Genomic DNA, 20,167 nt, shown 5'->3' with positions numbered 1-20,167 from the left:
GAATGGAGAGCGCTATGGCTTGGAATGAGCCGGGTGGCAACTCGAACAATCAGGATCCCTGGGGCGGCGGTGGCCGTCGCGGTGGTGGTGGCGGCGGAGACAGGAAAGGTCCGCCGGACCTCGACGAGGCTTTCCGTAAACTGCAGGAAAACCTCAATGGTATGTTTGGCGGCAAAAAACGCAGTGGTGGAGGAAGCACCGGAGGCGGTAGCAAAGGTGGCTTCGGTCTGATCTGGATCGGCCTTGCGCTGCTGCTGGTGGTCTGGCTGTTCAACGCGATCTATATCGTCGACGAGCAGGAGCAGGCTGTCGTGCTGCGCTTCGGAAAGTACTACGAGACCGTTGGTCCGGGCCTGAACATCTACTTCCCGCCGATCGATCGCAAGTATCAGGAAAACGTCACGCGCGAGCGCTCCTACAGTAAGCAGGGGCAGATGTTGACCGAAGACGAGAACATCATCGAAGTGCCGTTGACCGTTCAGTACAAGATCAACAACCTGCAAGCCTTCGTGCTCAACGTCGACCAGCCGGAAGTCAGTTTGCAGCATGCGACCGACAGCGCGGTGCGTCACGTGGTCGGTTCGACCGTGATGGATCAGGTACTCACCGAGGGCCGTGAGGCCATGGCGGCCGACGTGCGCGAGCGTTTGCAGCGTTTCCTCGACAACTACCGCACCGGCATCCTCGTAACCCAGGTCAACCTGCAAAGCGCGGCGGCCCCGCGTGAAGTGCAGGAAGCCTTCGATGACGTGATCCGTGCCCGTGAAGACGAGCAGCGCGAAAAGAACCAGGCCGAATCCTACGCCAACGGCGTGATTCCGGAGGCGCGTGGTCAGGCCCAGCGTATGCTGGAAGAGGCCAGCGGTTATCGCGATGCGGTCATCTCGAGAGCGCAGGGTGAGGCGGATCGCTTCACCAAACTGCTCACCGAGTATCGCCGTGCACCGGAAGTGACCCGTGAACGTCTGTATCTTGAAAGCATGCAGGAACTCATGAGCAATACCAGCAAGGTTCTGGTCACTGGCGACAGTGGGCAGAACAACATGCTCTATCTACCGCTGGACAAGATGATCAACAATCGCTCTGGTGGTAGTGATACGCCTCAGTCGAGAGCGGCCAGTGCAGATCCGTTGAGCCAGGCCACTCGTCTCCCAGCAGAGTTGGAACCGCGTGATCTGCGTACCAGGGAGAGCCGTTGATGAGCAATAAATCTCTGACTGCGCTGATCGTCGGCGTGGTGCTGGCGCTGGTCCTGTGGAATAGCTTCTACATCGTTTCGCAAACCGAGCGCGCCGTTATGCTGCGTTTCGGCCGGATCGTCGAGCCCGATGTCCAGCCAGGTCTGCATATGAAGATTCCGTACGTCAACAGCGTGCGCAAGTTCGATGCGCGCCTGATGACGCTGGATTCGACGACCTCGCGCTTCCTGACCCTGGAAAAGAAGGCGCTCATGGTCGATGCCTATGCCAAGTGGCGTGTGGATGATGCTGAGCGCTTCTACACTGCGACGTCCGGCATGAAGCAGATCGCCGACGAGCGTCTGTCGCGTCGTCTGGAAGCGGCGCTTCGCGACCAGTTCGGTAAGCGCACCCTGCACGAGTCGGTATCCGGTCAGCGCGACGAGCTGATGGCTCAGGTTACTGCGAGCCTCAATCGAGCGGCGCAGCAGGAGCTGGGTATCGAGGTGGTCGATGTGCGGGTCAAGGCAATCGACCTGCCGCGTGAGGTCAATCGCAGCGTGTTCGAACGGATGAGTTCCGAGCGTGAGCGCGAGGCGCGCGAGCATCGCGCCAAGGGTAAGGAGCTGGCCGAAGGTATTCGTGCCGACGCCGATCGTCAGCGCCGCGTGCTGTTGGCCGAGGCCTTCCGTGAGGCCGAGGAGATGCGCGGTGACGGTGATGCGCGAGCGGCTGCGATCTATGCCCAGGCCTATGGGCAGGATCGGGAGTTCTATGCCTTCCATCGCAGCCTGCAAGCCTATCGCGAGAGCTTCTCGAGCAAGGAAGACGTGCTCGTGCTCGATCCAAGCAGCGAATTTTTCCGCTACCTGGAAAAGCGTCAATAACCTGATCGGGTCGAAACACCCGACGGCGCGACGCGCCGTCGGGTGACCCATCGGCAAAACATTGCTATGATCCGCCGGCCGGGAAAACCCCGGCTTTTTTGCGTCTGCGTCCAGCGATTGGCCGGGCGGCTCGCCCTCTGGAGCAGTCCGGGTGGTGGGAAGGTCCTGCGGACCGCACATAACTGCACGTCAAACGAAGGCTGGCCAGGTCTGGTACGGTCTTCGTCTGCTTGACTAGGCTTGCCGGATCGAGAGGTGAATGGCGAAATGGCAACGGTAGACCGCTGGCTCCTGCCAGATGGCATCGAAGAGGTGCTGCCGCCCGAAGCGGCGCGCATCGAGACCGCCCGACGCCGGGTTCTGGATCTTTTCCAGCGCTGGGGCTACGAGCTGGTCATCACTCCGCATATCGAATTTCTCGAATCGCTGCTCACCGGCGCTGGCCAGGAGCTCGACCTGAAAACTTTCAAGGTGATTGATCCGCTCTCGGGGCGGCAGATGGGGCTGCGTGCCGACATCACGCCCCAGGTCGCGCGCGTCGATGCCCATACGCTGCGTCGCGATGGGCCGAGCCGCCTGTGTTACGCGGGCAGCGTGCTGCATGCCAAGCCTCGGGCCCTGTCGACCTCGCGCAGTCCGATCCAGCTGGGCGCCGAGCTCTATGGTGACGGCGGCGTCGGCAGCGATATCGAGGTGATCAGCCTGATGCTCGAGATGCTCGAGCTGGCGCAGGTGCCGGACGTGCACATGGATCTCGGTCATGTCGGCATCTATCGAGGGCTGGCGCGTGCCGCCGGGCTGTCTGGCAGTGCCGAGCAGCAAGTGTTCGATGCGCTGCAGCGCAAGGCGATCGATGAGGTCGAAGCGCTGACGGCCGCTGTCGAGCCGGCTCTGGCGCGGATGATTCGAGCCCTGGTCGGCCTGTGTGGTGGGCGCAACGTGCTCGATGTGGCAGAGCGTGAGCTCGCTGGCGCTCCCGCGCAGGTGCAGGACGCGCTGCAAACGTTGATCCAGATCGCAGACCAGTGTGCGCTCCGCTACCCTGAACTACCGCTGTATTTCGATCTCGGTGAGTTGCGCGGCTACCACTACCATACCGGGGTGGTGTTCGCCGCCTTCGTCCCGGGCGTGGGGCAGTCGATCGCCCAGGGCGGTCGCTATGACGACATCGGTGCCGATTTCGGGCGTGCGCGCCCAGCGACGGGCTTTTCTACCGATCTCAAGGCGTTGGTGAGCCTTGGTGTGGCGCAGCTGTGCACGGCGCCCACCGGAATTTGGGCGCCGCAATCGACCGATACCGGGCTCTGGCAGCAGGTATGCGAGTTGCGTCGGGCCGGTGAGCGGGTGGTCCAGGCGCTCGATGGGCAGGATCAGCACGCCGCTGCCATGGCCGGCTGCGATCGCCGGCTGGTACCCGAGGACGGGGGCTGGGCGGTGAGGCCGCTGGCTGGTTGATCGTCCACAGCGTGGCGCTCCAATAGCGCTGCACGAATTTTCGCCGGCTCGTCGCCGGCATAGCTTCGCCGAAGAGGGCAAAGGGTTATGGGTAAGAATGTCGTGGTCCTGGGCACCCAGTGGGGTGATGAGGGCAAGGGCAAGATTGTCGATCTGCTGACCGAGCAGGCGGCGGCCGTCGTGCGTTTCCAGGGTGGCCACAATGCCGGTCACACCTTGGTGATCGACGGTGAGAAGACCGTTCTGCATCTGATTCCGTCGGGCATCCTGCGTGAGAACGTGCAATGCCTGATCGGCAACGGCGTGGTTCTGGCGCCTGATGCGCTGATGCGCGAAATCACCAAGCTCGAAGAGAAGGGTGTGCCGGTGCGTGAGCGCCTGCGGATCAGCCCGGCCTGTACGCTGATTCTGCCCTATCACGTCGCCCTGGATCAGGCGCGTGAGGCAGCGCGTTCCGAAGGCAAGATCGGCACCACCGGGCGCGGCATCGGCCCGGCCTACGAAGACAAGGTCGCTCGTCGTGCGCTGCGGGTCGCCGATCTGCTGAACCCCGAGCGCTTCGCGGTCAAGCTGCGCGAGCTGTTGGAGTACCATAATTTCATCCTGCAGAACTTCTACAAAGTCGAGCCGGTGGATTTCCAGAAGACTCTCGACGAGGCCCTCGGTTACGCCGAAGCGCTCAAACCGTTGGTCATTGACGTGGCGACGCGCCTGCACGAGCTGCGCAAGCAGGGCGCTCGAATTATGTTCGAAGGCGCGCAAGGCTCGCTGCTGGATATTGACCACGGCACCTACCCTTATGTGACCAGTTCCAGCACCACGGCTGGCGGCACCGCGACCGGGTCCGGTTTCGGTCCGCTGTACCTGGATTACATCCTCGGCATCACCAAGGCCTATACCACCCGCGTTGGCTCCGGCCCGTTCCCTACCGAGCTGTTCGATGAGACCGGTGCGTTCCTGGCCGAGCGTGGTAACGAGTTCGGTTCCACCACTGGCCGCGCGCGGCGTTGCGGTTGGTTCGACGCCGTTGTGCTGCGTCGCGCTATCGAGATCAACAGCGTCTCCGGCCTGTGCCTGACCAAACTGGACGTGCTCGACGGGCTGGAAACGGTGCGTCTGTGTACTTCTTACAAGGATCGCGACGGCAATGTCATCGAGGCGCCCACCGATGCTGACAGCTATGACGGTCTGCAGCCGGTCTACGAAGATATGCCTGGCTGGAGTGAATCCACGGTCGGAGCCAAGAGCCTCGACGAGCTGCCGGCAAATGCCCGCGCCTACATCAAGCGTATCGAGGAGCTGGTCGGCGCTCCGGTGGACGTGATTTCCACAGGGCCGGATCGCAACGAGACGATCGTGCTGCGTCATCCGTACGCCTGATTTGCGCTGGTAAAAAAAGCCGACCCAGGGTCGGCTTTTTTGTGGTCGAAGAGATCTCCAGCCGCCAGGGGAAGGGCAGGCGCATAGCCGGCTGATGAGATTTGCGGACATAAAAAAACCGAGCCAGTGGCTCGGTTTTTTTATGAAGAGTGGTGCCCAGGAGAAGACTCGAACTTCCACGGTGTTGCCACCGCTAGGACCTGAACCTAGTGCGTCTACCAATTCCGCCACCTGGGCACGTTGCGATGATCACTCATCGGCTGACCGTTTTGCTGATGTATCAGCCGAAGTCGGTCACTTCGTCTTGCGCTCCACAAAACTGCAACCATCGGTTGAGCCTTGTGTCGTTGTAAGTGGTGCCCAGGAGAAGACTCGAACTTCCACGGTGTTGCCACCGCTAGGACCTGAACCTAGTGCGTCTACCAATTCCGCCACCTGGGCACGGGAAACGATGATACTTAATTGTTTCCGTGTTACAACATCTACTCGACATTGTGGGCGCGAACTATACGGAGGGGGTGTTGGGTTGTAAACCCCGGATTACGAAAAATAATTCGCTTGAAAGGTGCCTCCGACGAGCGTTTCGCGCTTCAATAGAAACAGACAAGAGGCAACAGCCTCCGCACACGAATAAAAGGTGACTTCACTTAATGGCCGACTGGCAATCTCTCGATCCCGAGGCCGCCCGCGAGGCGGAAAAATACGAAAATCCCATCCCCAGCCGTGAGCTGATTCTCCAGCACTTGAGTGAGCGTGGCTCGCCTGCCAGTCGCGAGCAGCTAGTGGACGAGTTCGGCCTCGTTTCCGAAGAAGACATCGAAGCCCTTCGTCGTCGCCTGCGCGCCATGGAGCGCGATGGCCAGCTCATCTATACCCGCCGCGGTACCTATGCCCCGGTGGACAAGCTGGACCTGATTTGTGGCCGTATCAGCGGGCACCGGGACGGTTTCGGCTTCCTGGTGCCGGATGACGGCAGCGATGACCTGTTCCTCAGTCCTGCACAGATGCGCCTGGTGTTCGACGGTGACCGCGGCCTGGCCAGGGTTTCCGGGCTTGATCGCCGTGGCCGCCGCGAAGGCGCCATCGTCGAGGTCATCAGTCGGGCGCACGAGACCATCGTCGGGCGCTATCAGGAAGAAAGCGGCATCGGCTTCGTGCAGGCCGACAACCCGAAGATCCAGCAGGAAGTGCTGGTCACGCCGGGGCGGACCATGAATGCCCGGCCCGGGCAGTTCGTCGAAATCAAGATTACCCATTGGCCCACGCCGCGCTTCCAGCCGCAGGGCGATGTGGTCGAGGTAATCGGCAACTACATGGCGCCGGGCATGGAGATCGACGTCGCCCTGCGCAGCTTCGATATTCCTCATGTTTGGCCAGAGGCGGTGGTTCGCGAAGCGGCCAAGCTCAAGCCCGAGGTGGAAGAGAAGGACAAGCAGAAGCGCGTCGACCTTCGCCACCTGCCGTTCGTTACCATCGATGGCGAGGATGCGCGCGATTTCGACGACGCCGTCTACTGCGAGAAGCTCAGCGGCTGGAAGCTGTTTTCCGGCGGCTATCGGCTGTATGTCGCGATCGCCGATGTGTCCCATTACGTCAGGGTCGGTTCGGCGCTTGATGAAGAGGCGAAGAATCGCGGTAACTCGGTGTATTTCCCCGAGCGCGTCGTGCCGATGTTGCCGGAAGAGCTCTCCAACGGCCTGTGCTCGCTCAATCCGCATGTCGATCGCCTGGCGATGGTTTGCGAGATCACCTTGAGCAAGTCCGGCAAGATGACCGACTACCAGTTCTATGAGGCGGTCATCCATTCCCACGCCCGGCTGACCTACAACAAGGTCAGCTGCATGCTCGAGCAGGCGCGCTCCGCCGAGGGAAAGGAGCTGCGCAACGAGTACGAGGGCGTATTACCGAATCTCAAGCAGCTCTACGATCTCTACAAGATTCTGCTCAAGGCCCGTCATACGCGCGGCGCCATCGATTTTGAAACCCAGGAAACCCGGATCATCTTCGGGTCCGGGCGCAAGATCGCCGAGATTCGCCCGACCCAACGCAACGATGCGCACAAGTTGATCGAAGAGTGCATGCTCTGCGCCAACGTGGCGACCGCCGAGTTCATGCGTAAGCACGAAATACCGGCGCTCTACCGCGTGCACGACGGCCCGCCGCCGGAGCGTCTGGAAAAGCTGAGAGCCTTTCTCGCCGAACTCGGTCTGACGCTGCACCGCGGCAAGGAAGGTCCAACACCCAAGGATTACCAGGCACTGCTCGAGGCCATTCGCGAGCGCCCGGACTATCACCTGATCCAGACCGTGATGCTGCGCTCCCTGAGCCAGGCGGTGTACAGCGCCGAGAACAACGGTCACTTCGGTCTCAACTACGAAGCCTATGCGCATTTCACCTCGCCTATCCGGCGCTATCCGGACCTGTTGATTCACCGTGCCATTCGCAGCGTCATCCGCTCCAAGCGTGAGACGCCGCACGTGCGGCGCGAGGGCGCAGCGGTGATGCCCAAGGCCAAGATCTATCCGTACGACGAGGCGGCGCTCGAACAGCTCGGCGAGCAGTGCTCGATGACCGAGCGGCGTGCCGACGAGGCGACGCGCGATGTGGTCAACTGGCTCAAGTGCGAGTTCATGAAGGATCGCGTCGGCGAGGTTTTCCCAGGCGTGATCACGGCAGTGACCGGCTTCGGTATCTTCGTCGAGCTGACCGACATCTATGTCGAAGGCTTGGTCCACGTCACCGCTCTGCCCGGCGACTATTACCACTTCGATCCGCTGCATCATCGCCTCGCCGGCGAAAAGACCGGGCGCAGTTTCCGTCTCGGTGACACCGTCCAGGTCAAAGTCATGCGCGTTGCGCTCGACGAGCGCAAGATCGATTTCGAGCTCAGCAGCGGCGGTACTGTCGGCCGTGGCGACCGCGCATCGAACGGGGCCACTGCGGGCAAGGCTCCACGCGGCAAGCGTAAGGACGAGAGCGCCAAGCGCGGCGCGGACGAGTCCTTCATGCCGGACGAGACGCGCGGCAACGCCGAGGTGCGTAAGAGTCGCGAGTTGAAGAAGGCGCTACTGGCCGAAGCCAAGGCGCCGAAAAAGGCCAAGGCCGGTGCGCCGAAGGGTGAAAAGCGCAGCAGTACCTCGAGCAAGCCGGCTGCTGCCAAACCGAGCGCAAGCAAGGATGCGGGCTCGGCTCCTCGTAAGCGCAAGGCCAAATCATGAGTGATCTCGAAAAAATCTACGGCCTGCATGCCGTAGAAGCGCTGTTGCGACATCATCCCAAGCGGGTCAAGCAGGTCTGGCTCGCCGAAGGCCGCGGTGATCCTCGCGTTCAGGTACTGCTCGATCTCGCCGGGCAGGCGCGGGTATCGGTCGGACAATGCGAGCGCCGCGAGATGGATGCCTGGGTTGATGGTGTGCATCAGGGTGTGGTCGCCGATGTCAGCCCCAGCCAGGTGTGGGGCGAGGCGATGCTTGAGGAGTTGCTCGACCGTACCGAGACGCCGCCGCTGCTGCTGGTGCTCGACGGCGTCACCGACCCGCACAACCTTGGCGCCTGTCTGCGCACCGCGGATGCCGCTGGCGTGCTCGCGGTGATCGTACCCAAGGACAAATCGGCCACGCTTAATGCGACGGTGCGCAAGGTGGCATGCGGTGCGGCGGAGGTGATTCCGCTGGTGGCCGTGACCAACCTTGCGCGCACGCTCGAGAAACTGCGCCAGCGTGGCTTATGGACCGTCGGCACCGCGGGCGAGGCGGAGCAGGAGCTCTATGCTCAGGATCTGACTGGGCCAACGGTGCTGATCATGGGCGCCGAGGGCAAGGGCATGCGACGGTTGACCCGCGAGCATTGCGATTACCTGGTACGGCTACCCATGGCAGGTAGCGTCAGCAGCCTCAATGTCTCGGTCGCCACCGGGGTCTGCCTGTTCGAAGCGTTGCGCCAGCGTCGGGCACGCTGATCGGCGGCGCGCCCTGTCGGTTGGTTCGCACTTTGGCGATCGGCCGGCAACCGATAGCGGGTTTCGCGGTCAATGGCTAGCCCGAGCCGCAAAGCCCGGCTCCTTTTTTAATCAAGTCCGAGGCCCTGAGCCAGTTGCTGGGATCTGGCTGTCAAGAACGCCGCCGTGCGTCGCCAGGCCCGCGTGTTGGAGGTGGTAATGCTGCAAAGCCCGTCGTTCGAGAGCCTGTTCCGGCTGTCACCAAATGCCTATGTGCTGCTCGATCCCGAGCTGGTCATCCTCGACGCCAATGCGGCCTACCTGCGCCTCACCGGCCGAGCATTGGACGAGATTCGCGGGCGGCGCCTGCATGAGGCGTTCGCAGCCAATCCCGAGCAGCCCGAGTCCAGTCACGTGCAGGAACTGCTGGATTCCTTCACGCGCGCGCTCGAGCGCAAAGTGGCCGACTCACTGCCAGTGATTCGTTATGCCATCGGCCGTGATAGTGGGCAGGGCGCGGTTGACGACGACCGCTGCTGGAGTGTGACGCATACGCCGATCATGGGTGAGCAGGGTGAGGTCACGGCGGTCCTGCAGCATGTGACCCGCGAGCAACGCAGCGAGGTAGAGTTGGCCAGCCATCGTCAGCATCTGGAAGATCTGGTCCGCGAGCGCACTCAAGAGCTCGAGCGAAGCGAGGCGGAGCGGCGAGCAGCCGAGGCCGCGCTGTTCCAGGCGCAGAAGCTCGAGGCCGTCGGCAAGTTGACCGGCGGTATCGCCCACGATTTCAATAACATGCTTCAGATCATCGGCGGCAACCTGCAGTTGTTGCGGCGCAACCTGTCCGGCGACGCCACGGCACTGCGCCGGCTCGATTCGGCGGTCAGTGGCGTGGAAAAAGGCGCTCGACTGGCCAGCCAGCTGCTCGCCTTCGCCAGTCGTCAGCCGCTGCAGCCCCAATCCATCCATCTCGGTGAGCTGGTGCCGCGCATGCTCGAGCTGTTGCACGGCTCGCTCGGCCAGGCGACCGACGTCGAGGTTGACATCGATCCGCGCGCCTGGCCGGTCTTCGCCGATGTGTCCAACCTCGAGACGGTGATTCTCAACCTGGCTGTCAATGCCCGCGACGCCATGGGCGCTGGTGGGAAATTGCTGATTGGCGTGCATAACCAGAGGGTCGAGGCGGGCTCGGTGGAATATCCCGAGGTGGCGCCCGGCGACTACGTTCGGCTGCAGGTGACCGACTATGGTCCCGGAATGGCGTCCGATGTGCAGGCGCGTGCCTTCGAGCCTTTCTTCACCACCAAGCAGGCCAGCAATGCTTCCGGTCTCGGGTTGAGCATGGTGTACGGTTTCGTCAAGCAGAGCGGCGGCCACGTGACGTTGCAAAGCGAAGTGGACAAGGGCACCACGGTAGTGGTCCTGCTGCCGCGTAACGAAGTCGAAGCTGAATCGACGTCTGCCAAGTCCTCGGCGGCGGCGATCCCCGCTGAAGAAGCGGCTGTGGCCGACGAGTCGGCAGGCCTCAAGGTGCTGTTCGTCGAGGACGACCCGACCCTGCGCATGCTCACCGGCGAGGTGATGATGGAGTTGGGTCATGAGGTGAGTCTCAGCGAGTCGGCCGAGGATGCGCTGGCGCGTCTGGAGAACGAGCGCTTCGATGTTCTGTTCACCGACGTCGGGCTTGCTGGCATGAGCGGAATCGAGCTGGTGCGAAAAGTGCAGGAGCGCTACCCGCAGTTGAGTGTGGTTATCGCATCGGGCTATGCGGTCGATCCTCGGCAAGAGGGGCTCAAGCCGCTGCACACCATGCTCAAGCCCTACGATATCCACCGGGTGCGGGATATGCTGGCCGGGATTCAGTCAGCTCGGCAGGGCATGGCGCAGCACTGATCGGCGGCTGGTCAAAAAACCATCATTCGCCTTGCACGCGCGCGGGGCCTTCTCTAGAATGGCGCCCCTTGCCCGTACGGCAGGCGCTCGCGCGCCCGTCTTGCCGGCAGGAATAACTACTCATTCACTCCTTGCCTGACCGCTTTGCCGGCAGGCTGCAACCCGTAAGGAGCATCTATGCGTCATTACGAAATCATCTTCCTGGTTCATCCGGACCAGAGCGAGCAGGTCGGCGGTATGGTGGAGCGTTACACCAAGCTGATCGAAGAAGACGGTGGCAAGATCCATCGCCTGGAAGACTGGGGCCGCCGTCAGCTGGCTTATGCCATCGACAACGTGCACAAAGCCCATTACGTCATGCTGAACGTCGAGTGCAGCGGCAAGGCCCTGGCCGAGCTGGAAGACAACTTCCGCTACAACGACGCCGTCATCCGTAACCTCGTCATCCGTCGCGATGAAGCCGTCACCGAGCAGTCCGAAATGCTCAAGGCCGAGGAAAACCGTAGCGAGCGCCGCGAGCGTCGTGATCGCCCTGATAACGCTGATGGCTCCAACGAGCGCGACAGCGACAGCAGCGATAACAACGCTGACGAGTAATCCACGGGTCTATTGAGGAGCCTATTCATGGCACGTTTTTTCCGTCGTCGTAAGTTCTGCCGTTTCACCGCTGAAGGCGTAAAAGAGATCGATTACAAGGATCTCAACACCCTGAAGGCGTACATCTCCGAGACCGGCAAGATTGTCCCCAGCCGTATCACCGGAACCAAGGCCCGTTACCAGCGTCAGCTGGCCACGGCCATCAAGCGTGCGCGCTACCTGGCCCTGCTGCCTTACACCGACAGCCACGGTCGTTGAACCAGGTTGCTCGACAAAGACGTAAAGGATAAATCGCATGCGCGCGCTGGCTGAGTTCATCATGCGCGGGCGCATGCAGGCCACCCTGGTGGTGGTCGGTTCCGCGGCGCTGCCGCTGTTGTTCTGGCTAAGTGCCGCGGCAGGCTGTCTGGTGCTGCTGCGGCGAGGCCTGAACGACGCGATTGGCGTCATCGGTTGGGCGCTGCTGCCGGCATTGGTCTGGTGGTATTTCGGCGATCCCCGCACGCTGTTGGTGCTATTGGGGGCGCTGGGCCTGGCGCTGCTGCTGCGAAGCAGTGGCTCGTGGAGCCGCGTGATGTTGTGCAGTGTGGGGCTTGGGTTGTTGTATGCCTGGGCCTTGGGTGAAGTGTTCGGCGAGCCGATTGCGGCCGTCGCGGGCGAGCTGCAGAAAGTCCTTCCAGGCGCCTTGTCGGGTGCCTATGAGCAGCTTTCGGTAGCCGAGCGTGAGCGGCTCGAAGGGTTGTTGGCACCGGTTCTGACTGGTCTGCTGGCGGCGCTGATGCAGATGGTGACGCTGCTGAGCCTGATGCTCGGCCGTTACTGGCAGGGGGTGTTGTACAACCCTGGCGGCTTCGGCCGCGAGTTCCAGACGCTGCGCTTTCGGCCGCTGCTGGCATTCCTGCTGCTGATGGGCATGTTGATCGGCCCGAACCTCGGTGTGCAGATGGCGGTATTAACGCCGTTGTGCAGCGTGCCACTGGCCTTTGCCGGCCTGGCCCTGATCCACGGGCTGGTTGCGCAGGGCAGATTGGCGCGGTTCTGGTTGGTCGGGCTGTACGTCACCCTGGTGCTGTTCATGCACATGATTTATCCGTTACTGGCCGTAGTGGCCGTTGTCGACAGCTTGTTTGATTTTCGCGGCCGCGCCTCCCGAAACAACGGTGCGGGGCCTGCGAACGGTGAAGGTTAAAAGTTAAGAGGTAAGACTCAAATGGAAGTCATCCTGCTGGAAAAGATCGCCAACCTGGGCAACCTGGGCGACAAGGTAAACGTCAAATCCGGTTACGGTCGTAACTACCTGCTGCCGCAAGGCAAGGCGACCGCTGCGACTGCTGCCAACGTGGCCGCTTTCGAAGAGCGTCGTGCCGAGCTGGAAAAGGCTGCAGCCGATAAGAAGGCTTCGGCCGAATCCCGCGCGGCTCAGCTGGCCGAACTGGAAGTCACCATCACCGCGACCGCGGGCGATGAGGGCAAGCTGTTCGGTTCCATCGGCACCCACGACATCGCCGACGCACTGACCGCCTCTGGCGTCGAAGTGGCCAAGAGCGAAGTCCGTCTGCCGAACGGCACCATCCGTCAGACCGGTGAATACGACGTGGCTGTGCACCTGCACACCGACGTTGAAGCCACCGTCAAGCTGATCGTGGTCGCTGGCTGACAAAGCCGTCGTCTGGCACCGACGGTGCCTGACGAGTAACATCGGGCACGTTTCCGCGTCAGCGGGACGTGCCCTTTGTCTTTCTGAGCCCCTATTTTCTCGAGTCCCATGAACGACATCAGCATTCCCCAGCAGTACGATCTGGAAACCGCGGCGCTGAAGGTGCCGCCCCATTCCATCGAGGCCGAGCAGGCCGTGCTCGGCGGGCTGATGCTGGACAACAACGCCTGGGAGCGCGTCCTCGACCAGGTATCCGATGGCGACTTCTACCGTCACGACCATCGGCTGATCTTCCGCGCCATCTTCAAGCTTGCCGAGCGCAATTCGCCGTTTGACGTGGTGACCCTGTCCGAGCAGTTGGACAAGGAGGGGCAACTGTCCCAAGTCGGCGGCTTGGCCTACCTCGGCGAGTTGGCGAAGAACACGCCGTCGGTCGCCAACATCAAGGCGTACGCCCAGATCATTCGCGAGCGGGCCACCCTGCGCCAGCTGATCGGCATCAGCAACGAAATCGCCGACAGCGCCTATGCACCCCAGGGCCGTACGGGCGAGGAAATACTCGATGAGGCCGAGCGGCTGATCTTCCAGATCGCTGAAGCGCGGCCGAAGACCGGCGGTCCGATAGGGATCAACGATATCCTGGTCAAGGCCATCGACCGGATCGACAGCCTGTTCAACAACGGCGATGCGATTACCGGGCTCTCGACCGGATTCAACGATCTTGACGGCCAGACCAGTGGCCTGCAGCCCGCGGACCTGGTTATCGTCGCGGGACGCCCGTCGATGGGTAAGACTACCTTTGCCATGAACCTGGTCGAGAACGCCGTGTTGCGCACCGACAAGGCGGTGCTGGTCTACTCGCTGGAAATGCCGGCCGAATCCATCGTCATTCGTATGCTGGCCTCGCTCGGTCGCATCGACCAGACCAAGGTCCGTGCTGGTCGTCTGGACGACGACGACTGGCCGCGGCTGACCTCGGCGGTCAACCTGCTCAACGATCGCAAGCTGTTCATCGATGATACGGCCGGCATCAGCCCTTCGGAGATGCGGGCGCGTACCCGCCGCCTGGCGCGCGAGCACGGTGAGATCGCCATGATCATGGTCGACTACCTGCAGCTGATGCAGATTCCCGGTTCCAGCGGTGACAGCCGAGTCAACGAGATTTCCGAGATCTCGCGCTCGCTCAAGGCGCTGGCCAAGGAATTCAATTGCCCCGTGGTGGCGCTGTCGCAGCTCAACCGCTCGCTGGAACAGCGGCCCAATAAACGTCCGGTGAACTCCGACCTCCGTGAATCGGGGGCCATCGAGCAGGACGCCGACATCATCATGTTCGTCTACCGGGACGAGGTGTATCACCCGGAGACTGAGTACAAGGGCGTTGCCGAAATCATCATCGGCAAACAGCGTAACGGGCCTATCGGCACCACGCGGCTGGCCTTCCTCGGCAAGTACTCGCGCTTCGAGAACCTGGCACCGGGCAGCTACCAGTTTGACGATGAGTAAGAGTGCTGCCTGACGCTTCTGCAAGCGGTTGAGCTTGAAGCCTGGCGCCTGAAGCTTGAAGCTAGCGTCACCTTCCTCACTGGGATCTTGCTATGCGTCCTCTCATCGCCACGGTCGATCTGGCCGCCCTTCGCCACAATTACAGCCTGGCCCGCCAGTGCGCGCCTGGGCGCAAGGCCTTCGCGGTGGTGAAGGCCGATGCCTATGGCCACGGCGCACGCCAGGTCGTTGCTGCCTTGAGTGGCGTGGCCGACGGCTTTGCCGTATGCAGCCTCGAAGAGGCCGTCGAGATTCGTGCGGTTGACGAGCAGGCCCGAATTCTTCTGCTCGAAGGCTGCTTCGAGGCCTCGGAATACGAAGCTGCCGCCGAGTTGCGGCTGGATGTGGCGGTACAGAGCCCTGTGCATGCGCAGCAATTGATCGCTGCGTCGTTGCCGCGACCGCTGAATGTCTGGATGAAGCTCGATTCGGGCATGCACCGATTGGGTTTCACCGGGGAAGCGGTGCGCGAGTGGCATCCCAAGTTGCGCCAGGCCACCCAGGTGGGCGAGCTGAATTTGATGAGCCACTTCGCCTGTGCCGATGAGCGAGGGCATCCGCTCAACGATCTGCAGTTGGAGCAGTTTTGTAGTCTCTCGGAGCTGGCATTCGATCATCGCTCGATGGCCAATTCCGCCGCGGTGTTGACCCTGGCGGCGGCGCATATGGACTGGCTGCGTCCCGGCATCATGCTTTACGGCGCGACGCCATTCTCCGAGCTGTCGGCCGAAGCGCTGGGGCTCAAGCCTGTGATGACGCTCACTGCCGGCCTGATCGCCATTCGGGACGTGCCCGCAGGCGAGAGCGTCGGCTACGGCGCGGGCTGGATGGCGCAGCGGCCTTCGCGAATCGGCACGGTCAGTTGCGGTTACGCCGATGGTTATCCGCGCACCGCGCCTTCGGGCACCTCGGTGGCAATCCGTGGGCGGCGCGTCCCGCTGGCTGGCCGGGTTTCGATGGACATGCTGGCGGTGGACCTCACCGACCTGCCCGACGCGCAGCTGGGCGATGCGGTCGAGCTGTGGGGCGCGCAGGTGCCGGTCGATGAGCTGGCCCAGGTTTGCGGCACCATCGGCTATGAGCTGCTGACCAAAGTCACCCGGCGCGTGCCACGGCGCTATGTCTAGCAGACCGGCAGCCAGACGCGGCTCGTCGTAAAGGCCGAGCGGGGTGGTCGGGTTTGTTCATTTTTTGTGCTATATTCCGCGCCCCTGAAAAACCTGTCGCCGGTCCCCGTGATGCAAGCAGCCAAGCCGCTTTTCGACTATCCCAAGTACTGGGCCGAATGTTTCGGTCCGGCGCCTTTCCTGCCCATGAGCCGTGAGGAAATGGACACGCTCGGCTGGGACAGTTGCGACATCATCATCGTGACCGGCGATGCCTACGTTGATCATCCGTCGTTCGGCATGGCGATCATCGGCCGCCTGCTCGAAGCCCAGGGATTTCGCGTGGGCATCATCGCCCAGCCCGATTGGCGCTCCAAAGACGACTTCATGAAGCTCGGCCAGCCGAACCTGTTCTTCGGCGTCGCTGCGGGCAACATGGACTCGATGATCAACCGCTACACCGCGGACAAGAAAATCCGCTCCGACGATGCCTACACCCCTGGCGGCCTGGCCGGCAAGCGTCCGGACCGCGCCAGCCTGGTCTATAGCCAGCGTTGCAAGGAGGCGTACAGCAATGTGCCTGTGGTGCTCGGCGGAATCGAGGCGTCGCTGCGGCGCATCGCCCATTACGATTACTGGCAGGACAAGGTGCGTCGCTCGATCCTGATGGATGCGACGGCGGATATCCTGCTCTATGGCAATGCCGAGCGTGCCGTGGTCGAGATCGCCCAGCGCCTGGCGTTCGGCGAGAACATCGAGAACATCACCGATATTCGCGGCACCGCGTTCATCCGTCGCGATGCGCCGCAGGGCTGGTTCGAAGTCGACTCCACGCGCATCGACCGTCCGGGTCGGGTCGACAAGATCATCAACCCCTACGTCAACACCCAGGACACCGCTGCCTGTGCCATCGAGCAGGAAAAGGGCGCGCACGAAGCCGAGGACCCCAATGAGGCCAAGGTCGTGCAACTGCTCTCGCATCCTCGCCTGGAGCGGGACAAGACGGTGATCCGCCTGCCGTCCTTCGAGAAGGTGCGCAACGACCCCGTGCTCTATGCCCACGCCAACCGCGTGCTGCACCTGGAGACCAACCCGGGTAACGCCCGTGCGCTGGTGCAGAAGCACGGCGAGGTGGACGTCTGGTTCAATCCGCCGCCCATCCCGATGACCACCGAAGAGATGGACTACGTGTTCGGCATGCCTTACGCACGGGTTCCGCATCCCGCGTATGGCAAGGAGAAGATCCCGGCCTACGACATGATCCGTTTCTCGGTGAACATCATGCGTGGCTGCTTTGGTGGCTGCACCTTCTGCTCGATCACCGAACACGAAGGCCGGATCATCCAGAACCGCTCCCACGACTCGATCATCCGCGAGATCGAGGAGATGCGCGACAAGGTGCCGGGCTTCACCGGCGTGGTGTCCGACCTCGGCGGGCCGACCGCCAACATGTACCGCATCGCCTGCAAGGATCCGGAAATCGAGCGCCACTGTCGCAAGCCGTCCTGCGTGTTCCCTGGTATTTGCGAGAACCTCAACACCGACCACTCGTCCTTGATCGAGCTGTATCGCAAGGCGCGCGCGCTGCCGGGTGTGAAGAAGATCCTGATCGCCTCGGGCCTGCGCTACGACCTGGCCGTCGAGTCGCCTGAGTACGTCAAGGAACTGGTGACTCACCATGTCGGCGGCTACCTGAAGATCGCGCCGGAGCACACCGAGCGCGGCCCGCTGGACAAGATGATGAAGCCGGGCATTGGCAGCTATGACCGCTTCAAGCAGATGTTCGAGAAGTATTCGAAGGAGGCGGGCAAGGAGCAGTACCTGATCCCGTACTTCATCGCCGCGCACCCGGGCACCACCGACGAGGACATGATGAATCTCGCGCTGTGGCTCAAGCGCAACGGTTTCCGCGCCGATCAGGTGCAGGCGTTCTACCCCTCGCCAATGGCCACGGCGACAGCCATGTACCACTCGGGCAAGAACCCGCTGCGCAAGGTCAGCTACAAGAGCGATAGCGTTGAGATCGTCAAGAGCGAGCAGCAGCGCCGCCTGCACAAGGCTTTTCTGCGCTACCACGACCCCAAGGGTTGGCCGATGCTGCGCGAGGCGTTGCAACGCATGGGGCGTGCCGACCTGATCGGCAATGGCAAGCATCAACTGATCCCGACCTTCCAGCCGGCAACGGACGAGTATCAGAGTGCGCGGCGCAAGAACTCCACGCCGGCCGGTAGCAAGAAAGTCGGCAAGCAGGCCGCTAAGCCATTGCTGACCCAGCACACCGGGCTGCCGCCGCGCAGTCACGATGGGAATCCATGGGAGAAGCGCGAACAGGCCAAGGCGGCTGCCGAAGCGCGGCGCCGTGGCGCGGCGGGCGGCAAGCCAGCCGGCAAGGGCAAGCCGGGCAAGCGTCCCGTGGCGCCGCGCTGATCGGGCCTGGTCAGGCCGCGCTTGTCGGTTTATCGGTCCTGCTCGAACATCAGATCCGGAACGTCTGGGTCGCGGCGCTCAGGTCGCTGCCCAGCTTCAGCAGCGTCTCGCTCTGGTCGCGGGCTCGGCGGATGTACTCGAGATTGGCGTCACCAAGCTGGTGGATTCGCTCGCCGTTGCTGCGGATTTCGCTGACGGTCTCGCTCTGTTGAGCGGTCGCCTGGGCAATTTGGTCGGCCATCGAGCCGATCGTGGCGATGGCAGCGACGATTGCTTCCAGGGCTCCATCGGCTGACTTGGCGCCCTTCGCCGTGGATTCGGCCTGCGTGGCCTGTGCGCGCATGCCTGCTACCGAATGCTGTGCGGCTTGCTGAAGGCTGACAATGCGCTTCTGTATCTCCTCGGTGGCAGCGCTCGAGCGCTGGGCCAGAGACCTCACCTCTTCGGCCACCACGGCAAAACCGCGTCCATTGCTGCCTGCGCGAGCGGCCTCTATCGCCGCGTTCAGCGCCAACAGATTGGTCTGTTCGGCGATGGCACGGATGACGCCCAGGATGTTGCCGATGCTGGACGTTTCGTTCGCCAGGTGCTCGATAGCCTGCTCGTTACGCTGAACCTCTTCGACCAGGTCGCGAAGTTCCCCGAAGCTCTCACCGATGACCTTCTGACCTTGAACCACGGCTCGGCTTGCATCCCGGCCCGCGCGTGCGGCTTGGTTGGCCCCGTCGGCGACCTGTTGGATAGTGGCTTCGAGCTCGCTCAGTGAGTCGCGGATCTGGGCGGTGCCTCCGGCCTGGCGCTGGGCGCCCTGATGCAGCTCATTACTCACCTGTGCCAGGCGACCGCTGCTGTCCGTCACCTCGCCGGCATGCTGACGCAGTGTGCCGACCAATTGCAGCAGATAGGCGCGCAGGTGGTTGAGCGATGCTTCGATGTCGAGTAATTCCCGGGTGCGCGAGCGGACGGTGGCCGGCTGGCTGAAGTCGCCGGCTGCCCATGCGCCGAGTGCCGGGGCGAGGCTTCCCAGCGTGCGGGTGAGTTGGCGCTGCAGGCTGTCGATGGCGTAGGCGATCAGCAGGATGACTCCGATGATGATGCCCTGAACCAGGCGAACTTCACCCTGGATTCTTCCATGCTCCTGGCGGACGGCGGGCTCCAGGCCAGCCAGGGCACTCTGCAGGTCGGCCAGCTTGCGCAGGCTGGTCTCGGCCAGCGTTATGCGCTGTCGGGTCGATTCGAGAGTTCGTTTCAGCTCGGCTGGATAGCGGCCTACCAGGCTCGCGAAGTCGCGCTTCACCGATGCCGATGGGTCTACGGATGGCTTGTCCGCCTCGGCGTCACGCTCAAGGCCCAGCAGCGCGGCGAAATCGTCGGTCGTGGAGCTTTGGACTTCGCTGACGCCCAGGGCGGGGAGGCTGTCGAGGCGTCGAGCGTCGGCGTTCAACAGTTGCAGAATCTGATCGATGTCGCCGGCTAGTTCCTCGCGGCCGCTGTCCATCAGTCGTCCACGAGCATGGGCGAGGCGCAGCAGGTGCTGAGCGCTGGCGAACAGTGCGCTTTGGTAGTCCGCCGCGACCGAGGCTTGGGCGTTCTCGGTATACCCATGAAGGGTGCCGAGCGCCGCGATCATTTCCCGTTCGGCCTGCAGTAGCAGGCCCTGCGGATCACCGGCGAGCTTCCCGGCCGCAAGCAAATCGGCTTCGCTGAACCGGAGCAGGTCCTGCAGGCTCGGTCGAACCTGCTCAAGCAGCGATGAGGGCAGCGCCTGGCGCAGTTCGCCTTCAAGCGCCTGCAGTGCTTGTAAGGCTTCGCTGTGCCGAATGGCATCGCCGCTGGCAAGGTAGCCCTGGATGTTCTGCTCAACGTCGTGCTGAAACTGTTGCGAGATGCTCAGGTAGCGAGCCATCAGCAGGTAGGGCTTCTCCAGTGCCCGTTCCGACCACCATAGGGTGGCAGCGAGCGCCGCGCAGACGCCAATGAGGAGGAGGGTATTTAGAGTAGTGAGCGACTTCAGGCGCATGCTCGCCTCGCAGTAAGACGGGAGCGCTGACGATATGGCGTTTTGATGTCAGTCTAGTGACGGCGGTGCTCCTCTCATCGGGGCGCCG

The 20,167-nt window shown here is 62.6% G+C and carries 15 protein-coding genes and 2 tRNA genes; 14 read left to right on the top strand and 3 right to left on the bottom strand.

What is annotated here, in order from left to right:
- Window positions 1-14: 14 nt before the first annotated feature.
- The 4 genes from hflK (at window position 15) to G7026_RS19425 (ending at window position 4,900) form a co-directional block, all read left to right on the top strand.
- Complete coding sequence (gene hflK / locus G7026_RS19440; RefSeq protein WP_181072634.1) at window positions 15-1,199, top strand: FtsH protease activity modulator HflK; 1,185 nt, start codon at window positions 15-17, stop codon at window positions 1,197-1,199.
- Window positions 1,199-2,065 carry a protease modulator HflC gene (hflC, locus tag G7026_RS19435; protein WP_181072632.1) on the top strand — a complete coding sequence of 289 codons (867 nt, stop codon included), beginning with the start codon at window positions 1,199-1,201 and terminating at the stop codon, window positions 2,063-2,065. Before hflK ends, hflC begins: the two co-directional genes overlap by 1 nt.
- A gap of 267 nt (window positions 2,066-2,332) precedes the next feature.
- The gene (locus tag G7026_RS19430) at window positions 2,333-3,520 is read left to right on the top strand and encodes an ATP phosphoribosyltransferase regulatory subunit (protein WP_181072630.1); all 1,188 of its coding nucleotides are present in this window, start codon (window positions 2,333-2,335) and stop codon (window positions 3,518-3,520) included.
- Window positions 3,521-3,607: 87 nt separating this feature from the next.
- Window positions 3,608-4,900 carry an adenylosuccinate synthase gene (locus G7026_RS19425; RefSeq protein WP_181072628.1) on the top strand — a complete coding sequence of 431 codons (1,293 nt, stop codon included), beginning with the start codon at window positions 3,608-3,610 and terminating at the stop codon, window positions 4,898-4,900.
- A 150-nt stretch (window positions 4,901-5,050) separates the two neighbouring features.
- On the opposite strand, the gene G7026_RS19420 is transcribed toward G7026_RS19425, so the two are convergent.
- Together G7026_RS19420 and G7026_RS19415 are read right to left on the bottom strand one after the other, a co-directional pair.
- A tRNA-Leu gene (locus G7026_RS19420) sits at window positions 5,051-5,137 on the bottom strand.
- Between the two features lie 117 nt (window positions 5,138-5,254).
- A tRNA-Leu gene (locus G7026_RS19415) sits at window positions 5,255-5,341 on the bottom strand.
- Between the two features lie 209 nt (window positions 5,342-5,550).
- Here G7026_RS19415 and rnr point away from each other — a divergent pair.
- From rnr to G7026_RS19365, 10 genes are all read left to right on the top strand, one after another.
- A complete protein-coding gene (gene rnr / locus G7026_RS19410; RefSeq protein ID WP_181072626.1) occupies window positions 5,551-8,118 on the top strand; it encodes a ribonuclease R in 2,568 nt (855 codons plus the stop codon).
- Window positions 8,115-8,858, top strand: coding sequence for a 23S rRNA (guanosine(2251)-2'-O)-methyltransferase RlmB (rlmB, locus tag G7026_RS19405; protein ID WP_181072624.1), 744 nt, complete (start codon window positions 8,115-8,117; stop codon window positions 8,856-8,858). The genes rnr and rlmB overlap by 4 nt, the downstream gene beginning before the upstream one ends.
- Window positions 8,859-9,056: 198 nt before the next feature.
- Window positions 9,057-10,730 (top strand): ATP-binding protein, encoded by a 1,674-nt coding sequence (locus G7026_RS19400; protein ID WP_181072623.1) that lies wholly within the window; start codon window positions 9,057-9,059, stop codon window positions 10,728-10,730.
- A gap of 177 nt (window positions 10,731-10,907) precedes the next feature.
- A complete protein-coding gene (gene rpsF / locus G7026_RS19395) occupies window positions 10,908-11,327 on the top strand; it encodes a 30S ribosomal protein S6 (RefSeq protein WP_181072622.1) in 420 nt (139 codons plus the stop codon).
- Between the two features lie 27 nt (window positions 11,328-11,354).
- Window positions 11,355-11,585, top strand: coding sequence for a 30S ribosomal protein S18 (rpsR, locus tag G7026_RS19390; RefSeq protein WP_003283112.1), 231 nt, complete (start codon window positions 11,355-11,357; stop codon window positions 11,583-11,585).
- Between the two features lie 37 nt (window positions 11,586-11,622).
- Window positions 11,623-12,516, top strand: coding sequence for a hypothetical protein (locus tag G7026_RS19385; protein ID WP_181072620.1), 894 nt, complete (start codon window positions 11,623-11,625; stop codon window positions 12,514-12,516).
- Window positions 12,517-12,537: 21 nt separating this feature from the next.
- Window positions 12,538-12,984: a 50S ribosomal protein L9 gene (gene rplI, locus G7026_RS19380; RefSeq protein WP_181072618.1), complete on the top strand. Its 447-nt coding sequence runs from the start codon at window positions 12,538-12,540 to the stop codon at window positions 12,982-12,984.
- A 108-nt stretch (window positions 12,985-13,092) separates the two neighbouring features.
- Window positions 13,093-14,487, top strand: a complete 1,395-nt coding sequence (dnaB, locus tag G7026_RS19375) for a replicative DNA helicase (RefSeq protein ID WP_181072616.1) — start codon at window positions 13,093-13,095, stop codon at window positions 14,485-14,487.
- A 92-nt stretch (window positions 14,488-14,579) separates the two neighbouring features.
- Window positions 14,580-15,653 (top strand): alanine racemase, encoded by a 1,074-nt coding sequence (gene alr / locus G7026_RS19370; RefSeq protein ID WP_181072614.1) that lies wholly within the window; start codon window positions 14,580-14,582, stop codon window positions 15,651-15,653.
- A gap of 111 nt (window positions 15,654-15,764) precedes the next feature.
- Window positions 15,765-18,059: a YgiQ family radical SAM protein gene (locus G7026_RS19365; RefSeq protein ID WP_181072612.1), complete on the top strand. Its 2,295-nt coding sequence runs from the start codon at window positions 15,765-15,767 to the stop codon at window positions 18,057-18,059.
- Between the two features lie 49 nt (window positions 18,060-18,108).
- Here G7026_RS19365 and G7026_RS19360 read toward each other — a convergent pair whose 3' ends face one another.
- Window positions 18,109-20,079: a methyl-accepting chemotaxis protein gene (locus G7026_RS19360; RefSeq protein ID WP_181072611.1), complete on the bottom strand. Its 1,971-nt coding sequence runs from the start codon at window positions 20,077-20,079 to the stop codon at window positions 18,109-18,111.
- Between the last annotated feature and the right edge of the window lie 88 nt (window positions 20,080-20,167).

Origin of the sequence: Stutzerimonas azotifigens (assembly GCF_013522725.1) — a bacterium.
Lineage (GTDB): Bacteria > Pseudomonadota > Gammaproteobacteria > Pseudomonadales > Pseudomonadaceae > Stutzerimonas > Stutzerimonas azotifigens_A.
Note: the sequence above shows the minus strand (reverse complement) of the source record. Positions and strands in the feature narration are given on the sequence as shown.

Coding starts and splice junctions, on each gene's coding strand:
- hflK (WP_181072634.1), top strand. CDS start 15: ATGGCTTGGAATGAGCCGGGTGGCAACTCGAACAATCAGGATCCCTGG.
- hflC (WP_181072632.1), top strand. CDS start 1,199: ATGAGCAATAAATCTCTGACTGCGCTGATCGTCGGCGTGGTGCTGGCG.
- G7026_RS19430 (WP_181072630.1), top strand. CDS start 2,333: ATGGCAACGGTAGACCGCTGGCTCCTGCCAGATGGCATCGAAGAGGTG.
- G7026_RS19425 (WP_181072628.1), top strand. CDS start 3,608: ATGGGTAAGAATGTCGTGGTCCTGGGCACCCAGTGGGGTGATGAGGGC.
- rnr (WP_181072626.1), top strand. CDS start 5,551: ATGGCCGACTGGCAATCTCTCGATCCCGAGGCCGCCCGCGAGGCGGAA.
- rlmB (WP_181072624.1), top strand. CDS start 8,115: ATGAGTGATCTCGAAAAAATCTACGGCCTGCATGCCGTAGAAGCGCTG.
- G7026_RS19400 (WP_181072623.1), top strand. CDS start 9,057: ATGCTGCAAAGCCCGTCGTTCGAGAGCCTGTTCCGGCTGTCACCAAAT.
- rpsF (WP_181072622.1), top strand. CDS start 10,908: ATGCGTCATTACGAAATCATCTTCCTGGTTCATCCGGACCAGAGCGAG.
- rpsR (WP_003283112.1), top strand. CDS start 11,355: ATGGCACGTTTTTTCCGTCGTCGTAAGTTCTGCCGTTTCACCGCTGAA.
- G7026_RS19385 (WP_181072620.1), top strand. CDS start 11,623: ATGCGCGCGCTGGCTGAGTTCATCATGCGCGGGCGCATGCAGGCCACC.
- rplI (WP_181072618.1), top strand. CDS start 12,538: ATGGAAGTCATCCTGCTGGAAAAGATCGCCAACCTGGGCAACCTGGGC.
- dnaB (WP_181072616.1), top strand. CDS start 13,093: ATGAACGACATCAGCATTCCCCAGCAGTACGATCTGGAAACCGCGGCG.
- alr (WP_181072614.1), top strand. CDS start 14,580: ATGCGTCCTCTCATCGCCACGGTCGATCTGGCCGCCCTTCGCCACAAT.
- G7026_RS19365 (WP_181072612.1), top strand. CDS start 15,765: ATGCAAGCAGCCAAGCCGCTTTTCGACTATCCCAAGTACTGGGCCGAA.
- G7026_RS19360 (WP_181072611.1), bottom strand. CDS start 20,079: ATGCGCCTGAAGTCGCTCACTACTCTAAATACCCTCCTCCTCATTGGC.